This window comes from Streptosporangium sp. NPDC023825, assembly GCF_040639575.1.
In the GTDB taxonomy this organism is placed as follows: Bacteria; Actinomycetota; Actinomycetes; order Streptosporangiales; family Streptosporangiaceae; genus Streptosporangium.
Genome location: NZ_JBFAAE010000131.1, coordinates 1 through 6,279, shown reverse-complemented (window position 1 = coordinate 6,279; position 6,279 = coordinate 1). Strand labels below are relative to the sequence as shown.

The following is a 6,279-nucleotide window of genomic DNA, read 5'->3' as shown; positions in this document are numbered from 1 at the left end:
CGCAGGATTTCCGCGGCCGGCGCATCTGCGCAAGCCTTCGCCCCTCCAGCTCATCCCAGCGGCATACAGTCTCGCGGTCGCGTACCGGCGATCATCCCGAAACTGAGCGCCCCGCCAGGGCGTGGCGGTTTTCAAGAGGGCTAAGTTTCGAGGAGATACATAGCCCTCACCACTCCAGAGCACGTCGCACGTTACGGACTTCCGTCCAAGCGCTCAGCGGGGAGCTGGCGCCGAGTAACGAATCATGCGAAGTCCGCTGAGTGCCGCGCAACCAGATCACCGCACTCCAGATGGACCGATCAATGCGCATGCGGATCGAGCACTACCTAGACGGAACCGACCTGCCGTACATCGGATGACATGTCAGATTGATCGCTAGGGTCTCCGCCATGAGCGACACTGACAACGCATGGCGTGAACTTCTTGGGCAGGCACCGGGGTTTCCGGCGATAGGCGCAAGCGAGGCCGACATCGCCGAGCAGGAGGAACGTCTCGGGATACGCCTCCCGCCGAGTTATCGCGCCTTCCTCCGCATCGCGAACGGGTGGGGGCAGGGCATCTTCCGGCCCGTCCACGAGATTGGGCGGGTGCGAGCCCTCGCCCCATGGCTGGCTGAACTGGCGGACCCCAATCCCCTCTACCCGATCGACAGTGCATCAGATGAGGACTACTTCGTCTACGGCGACGACCAGGATTCCGTGTTCTACCGCCCCGAATACCTCCCCGATTCCATCCTGATCGGACAGTTCGACGACGGCGACTTTTTCCTCAACCCGCACGTCATCAGCCCGGCAGGAGAATGGGAGGCGTGCTTCGCGGCCGCGTGGCTGCCGGGAGTCCAGCGCTATCGCAGCTTCTTCGACCTTGTGGCTAGCGACATGGACAGATTTAAGGACTCCCAACCCGATGCGAGCTGATCATCACGGACTCCACCGCCTTGACAGCGGCCAGGATGCATGGCGTTGACGCGGTGATCGAGCGGGAGACGAGATGCTCGGGACCGTAGCATGAGTGGATCTCGGCGACGTCGAGATGGGTACCGTCGGGGGCCGGTGGCCATATCGCAGTACGTCAGCGCGTTAACCAGCTCCGGGCGTTCCTCGTCGAACTCGGCGGTGAGGGCGTTGAAGAGGTTGCGGTTGAGCGCCTCGTTGACCGCGCAGGAGTGGTGCGCAACCAGCCGGCATGTCGCTGAGCAGGACCCAAACTCAAAACCTACGGATTAAAAGTGGAGGGCTTCCTATGCGGCGTGTGGTGCCGTGACCTGAAGTTTCGCGCCGCATCGGGTGTGACGTGCCGAGACCGTTCCGCCTATGTTCCGGATCTTCATAAGCCAAGGGCGTCAGCGGTAGGGATGGAGGTGGTCGGTGGATCCGATCAGAGCCGGACGGGCGAAACAGGCGGGAGACAGGTGGACGCCCGTGGCGCGTTCGGCGAGGGCCAGAGCGCTGGAGACGGGGTCGTCGAGGAAGTCGGGCTGGTCGCCGTTGATGTCCATGCCGAGGTCTTCGACATCTGCCTGGAGTCGGTCAGGGTCGGCCCCCTCCCGGAAACGGTAGGAGTACAGACTGAACGTGGTGATCAAGCGGCCGTCGACAGAGTGGGTGAAGTCCCGGTTGTTGATGGTCGCCCGTACCGCGGCCGCGGCTGTGCCCTCCGACAGTTCCATATCGCAGTTGTAGATGATGCCGGCCCAGCCGTATTCGATCAGAGCGGTTCCGCCGTCGGCCGCATAGGCCGCGACACCGAATCCGGATTCCCCTAGAGGCCCCGGGATGACGCCGATGCGTTGCAGGGCCTTCTCGGGGGACAAATCTCGGACGAAGCCGGCGAAGAGCCATATCTCTCCGACGCCGTCACTGAACTCCTGGCAGAGCCACTCGTAGGCTGCCGCCGTAGCGCTGCTCATTCTTATGCCTTCCTACGAGAGCGATGGACGCGAAGATCATGACAGTGAGGTCCGACAACTTCACTTGTTCGGTCCGTGCGCTGTCAGCTTGGGAATCATCTACTGACCTTGATGCTTTGAGCTGGGAAAACAGGGGTGCAGGTCAGGGCGGGTCGAGTCCCCGTGATCCCCCGTGAGTGACCGTGATTCCCCGCCTGTTCTGGCACGCATCTGGCACGGGAAACTCGCTCGTCGTCCATCACTTGACGGCAGCCTGTTTGCGCTGCCGCTGATAGGCGATCTTGTCGGTGGCGGAGTCTATGCTTCCCGCCCATGACCAGAGATGAGACTCCTGTCGTGCAGGTCAAGCAGCTGGATGTGGGGGTGGATTACAGCCAGGTCTATCTCGTGGATGAGGGGTGCGACGTGGGCGGGTTTGATGGCGTGCCGGGCCACCCTGTGGGGATCATCCGAGTGGAGAAAGGCAGTGCCTCCCTGATTGTGGGTCCTCAGTGGGGAACGGTGGAGTTCACGGTGGCTGTCGCCGATCGGGATCCGGGTGCTGACCTCGATGGCTACGAAGACATCGTCGAGATCAGCTATGAGTCCCCATCGGGCCGTGTTTCTCTGGAGGAGTGGGAAGGGAGGGAACATTCTCTTCCTCCGTTGCCCGCCGGTCCCGGAGCGTATCGTTTGCGGTACCACGTCAGAGGTATGGACGAAGAGGTCGCGATCGAAATAGGTGATCACTACTTCCTGCAGATCTGGCCTGAGCCGCCACGTGATCCCACCGTGCTCAAATCTACGAGTCCATCTTTTCAATACTGGCTGAACTCTGAACGATCCAGGCAAGCTGGTGTGGAATAGAGCGACCTGCATTATCAGCTTGGGAAGTCTCTAACACATCTGGTCGCTGATCTGGGGAGACGCTGACCTGCGGGGGAGGGCTTCGGTTGTCCGTGATTCCCCGTGAGTTCCCCTTGCTCCCTCTGCTGACGGGCACGCAACGGGCACGCCGTCTGGGCTGGGGCCGCTCTAGCGTTCAACGTAGGCGATCGTGCCGTCACCTCCGCTCATGCAATCGTCGGCGAACCGACACAGGCGATCGATCCAGCGTTTCGGCTCGGCGGGGTCGACGTTGAGCTCCTTCAGCCATGACTGTTCCCAGAGACCGCCCGGGACGAAGAACCGGGCAGCATGGTCGGTTCCTAGGCGTTCGTCCAGGTGCAGGAGCGCGCCCATCGCCCAAGACTGGTCGTAGCGGCACTCCGGACGAGGAAGGTAGCGATCGAGGTAGTCGATGAGAGGCTCTGTGTCCTCCGCCCTCCCGAAGCGGGCGAACGCGAAGCAGTACCCCTTGCCTGCATAAGGGCCGCCGCTTTCCAAGAGCAGTTCGCCAAGCTTTGGACGGAAGCAAGTGCGACGGTCAAGACCTATCAGGTAGGCGGCGACGAGACGGGGGCGCCAGTCCTCGCCCAGCAGTGCACCAAGCTCGTCGTCGGCGATCTCCTTCGCGTCACTCGCGATCGACCGGGCGAACGCGGCAAGTTCAGGTCTAGGCAGACGGAGGAAATTACCGCCGAGGAGCTTCATGTACCGTCGCGATGGCTTCCCCTCCGGAGTGACCCTTCCTTCTGTGGTGACGAAGCGATGGATGAGGGGCGACACCTTGGCATTCCCGGCCTCGTAGCGCATAGGAGTATCTTTCCGTCTCTACGAATCCCGTGCTCCCCGGTCGCCGGCCTGTACTGGCATGCGCGCGGTGTGGTCTGGCCTTCTGATCCGTAGGTCCCCGAACGATGTTCAGGACCATTCGGAGTCGTTCGTCCTGCTGCTCGTCGGGACTCCGGCCGTTCAGGTCCGTCCGGCTTGGTTCATGATCGTCTGTTCGGGTGGTTCCCAAGGTGGCTCTCCACCTCACCGTCCGCACATGCAGAATCGGTTCCCAATCATCGGCACCCTCCCATTCGTGATCAAGATGCTTCATGCTGCTGACTTCGTTGGTCTGGTGGTGAGTGGTTGGGAGTGATGGCGCATGAAGAGGAAGAGCACAGCCTTGTTGCTGATCATGGCATTGGCGGCTGTGCCGACGCTCAGCACCGCCGCCCCGCTGGATTGTCGAGTGCGGCCACTCACAGATGCCGAGTACCTCGCGCTGGATGAGTCGTTCCTTGAATGGCAAGAGGAAGAGCTGCGAGCAGAGGAAGTCCTCCCGACCAGCTCCCCCTTGCCCTGGATGACGGCCGACGGTTACACACCTGATGTGAAGGGTTACACGCCTGATGTGAAGATGGGGGCTGTGGCGCCCTTCGGCGTTGAGATCGCGGAGCCGCCAGGCTGTCCCGAGATCAGCGGTTCACATTGAGCTGGGCAAGTTGGTGTTTCTCGCACACTGCGCGCACCGCGCCCGCCGGATCTTCCCGTCTGCCTCGTCCCACCCCGGAGGGGCAACAGCTCGGGGACGGAGGATCAAGGCCGTCTTCGCGTGTACGTCAGCCGGTAGACGTTCCTCGGCCATGGGATGCCAACGGTCACAGACGGTCTTGATCCGGAGGAGTCGAGATGTTGGGCTTGCCTGGGACGTGGCAGACGGGAAGAGCCGGCCCCACCTCAGCCAACTACGACTCTGCGATCGGCAGTCGCGATCATCCCGGAGCGGAATCCCCCGCCGGAGGCGTCAGCTTCGAAAGAGCCGGATAAGCGCGATGGCTATCGCCACGGGGATGACAACCGCCGCTACGAGTACAAGAAGAATGAAGATCCCGAACGAAGAGTAGATCACGGCCTGCTCCTGTCGACAGGCTGATCATATGCATGCCCAGGAAGCAGGGCGGCGGCGGGCCGGTGGGCGGCGAGAGCATCGACTACGGCGGGTGCGCCGGTCGGTGGACGGCCCGGCGCGCCGCCGGCCGGGACCGGCGCCCACGCCGCACGCCCGGTCGGCGGGCGGCAGAGGGCCGGGTACGGCGGCGCGGCGCGCCGCCGCTTGATACCTATGAGAACAATTCGGCAGTGTGTTGGCATGATCCAAAACACTTCGGATTGCATCGAGGTTCGCGTCACTGCCAGCAGCCGTGATGAGGCTGATCGGATTTGTTCGGCAGTGGTGGAGCGTCGGCTGGCCGCGGGGGCTCAGATCATCGCGCCGATCGAGTCAACTTACTGGTGGGCCGGGGAGATCCAGCACTCCAACGAGTGGCTGTTGCTGATGACCACGACCACTGAGCGATTCGAGGATCTGGCGCGGTGTGTGCGGGAGCTGCACTCCTACGAGGTGCCGCAGATCATCGCCAGCGCACTCGTAGCCGGCACTGCTGACTACCTGGAGTGGATCAGGCGGGAGACGGCCCCGCGTTCCGGCGGGTAACGGCGATGTCGCCGAGCAACTCGCGAACGGCCTGGTCGGTGTGGGGCGCCAAGGCCTTCTCCACGGTGGCGAGGTGCTCGATCCCCCAGGTGGATTCGCTGCGCTGAGCCGATTCCAGGGCGCGGCGGGCGTAGGTGAGTCCTTCGGCAATGTCGCCGATCTGGAGTTGGGCCTGGGCGATGTCGGCGTAGACGATCGCGGCCTTCTTATGGTCGCTCTCCTGGGCAACCGCTGACAGGGCGGTCTGGCCGGCTTCGATGACGTGGTGTTCGTCGCCGAGTCGCACGTAGGTGGAGAGCTGGAAGGCGGCCATCCGGCCAGGGTCCAGGAAGCGGGTCCAGGCGCGTTCGCGGTGCGGGCGGGCTCGGCCGTATGCCTCTTCGGCCTGGTGCATCACCTCGATGGCGCGGCGGTCCCCGAGAGCGGCGAGTTCTTCGGCTTCGCGGCTGAGCAGCCAGGCGCGAGTGGCGTCGTCGCCCTGGGCGGGGAGGAACTGCTGGGCTTGGCGTACGGCCTCGTAGGCGGCGCGGCCTTCGACGGCGTACGACTTGTAGGCGTGGGTGCACGCCTGGATGATCTGGTGCCCGCTCTCCTTGGCAGCCAGGGCCGAGACGCGCTCGAACGAGGCGGACTGTCCGGGCTGCTTGAGGTCCCAGGCGATCCAGGAAGCCAGGGTGGCGGCTTCGCCGGCGGTGGCGGCCAGACGTCGGCGGAAGCGGTCGGAGGGGCCGCTTTGGAGCAGGGTGCTGAGTTCGTTGATGTGGGTGGTGAGCCCTTGGTAGATGGCTCGGGCCGGAAGCACGTACTCCAGGCGGTGAAAACCGATCGTGCGCGCTTCGAGACGCTCGATGGTGTCGTCATCGAGGGCCTGGGGGCCGGTCAGGGCGCGGGAGAGTCGCTCCCAGGGGTCGCTGATGGTGGCCGCGGCCTCGGCGGTCATTCCGGCGGCGAGCAGGAGCATCGTTCGACGGTCCACGTGTGAGTCCAGCCTTCCCACGATCCAGGCCAGCGTTGGAAGGTCGAC

At 63.8% G+C, this 6,279-nt stretch carries 7 protein-coding genes; 4 read left to right on the top strand and 3 right to left on the bottom strand.

Translation table 11 applies throughout. The annotated features are described in order from the left end of the window. Positions 1 to 389: 389 nt before the first annotated feature. Positions 390 to 917, top strand: a complete 528-nt coding sequence (locus AB0G15_RS43260) for an SMI1/KNR4 family protein (RefSeq protein WP_362851520.1) — start codon at positions 390 to 392, stop codon at positions 915 to 917. 425 nt (positions 918 to 1,342) lie between these two features. On the opposite strand, the gene AB0G15_RS43255 is transcribed toward AB0G15_RS43260, so the two are convergent. After that, entirely contained in the window at positions 1,343 to 1,909 is a 567-nt protein-coding gene (locus AB0G15_RS43255) for a DUF6461 domain-containing protein (protein ID WP_362851518.1), read from the bottom strand. Positions 1,910 to 2,221: 312 nt separating this feature from the next. Between AB0G15_RS43255 and AB0G15_RS43250 the strand changes: the two genes are divergently transcribed. Further along, positions 2,222 to 2,755: a hypothetical protein gene (locus tag AB0G15_RS43250; protein WP_362851516.1), complete on the top strand. Its 534-nt coding sequence runs from the start codon at positions 2,222 to 2,224 to the stop codon at positions 2,753 to 2,755. 168 nt (positions 2,756 to 2,923) lie between these two features. Here the strand turns inward: AB0G15_RS43250 and AB0G15_RS43245 are convergent, their stop codons facing one another. Then, entirely contained in the window at positions 2,924 to 3,583 is a 660-nt protein-coding gene (locus AB0G15_RS43245) for a DUF6000 family protein (RefSeq protein ID WP_362851514.1), read from the bottom strand. 340 nt (positions 3,584 to 3,923) lie between these two features. Here AB0G15_RS43245 and AB0G15_RS43240 point away from each other — a divergent pair, with 340 nt between their 5' ends. After that, on the top strand, positions 3,924 to 4,253 hold the full coding sequence (locus AB0G15_RS43240; RefSeq protein ID WP_362851512.1) for a hypothetical protein: 330 nt from the start codon (positions 3,924 to 3,926) through the stop codon (positions 4,251 to 4,253). Between the two features lie 741 nt (positions 4,254 to 4,994). Further along, a complete protein-coding gene (gene cutA / locus AB0G15_RS43235) occupies positions 4,995 to 5,255 on the top strand; it encodes a divalent-cation tolerance protein CutA (RefSeq protein ID WP_362851510.1) in 261 nt (86 codons plus the stop codon). On the opposite strand, the gene AB0G15_RS43230 is transcribed toward cutA, so the two are convergent. Beyond that, on the bottom strand, positions 5,221 to 6,279 hold a 1,059-nt coding region (locus AB0G15_RS43230), incomplete at its 5' end, for an XRE family transcriptional regulator (RefSeq protein ID WP_362851508.1). The genes cutA and AB0G15_RS43230 overlap by 35 nt on opposite strands.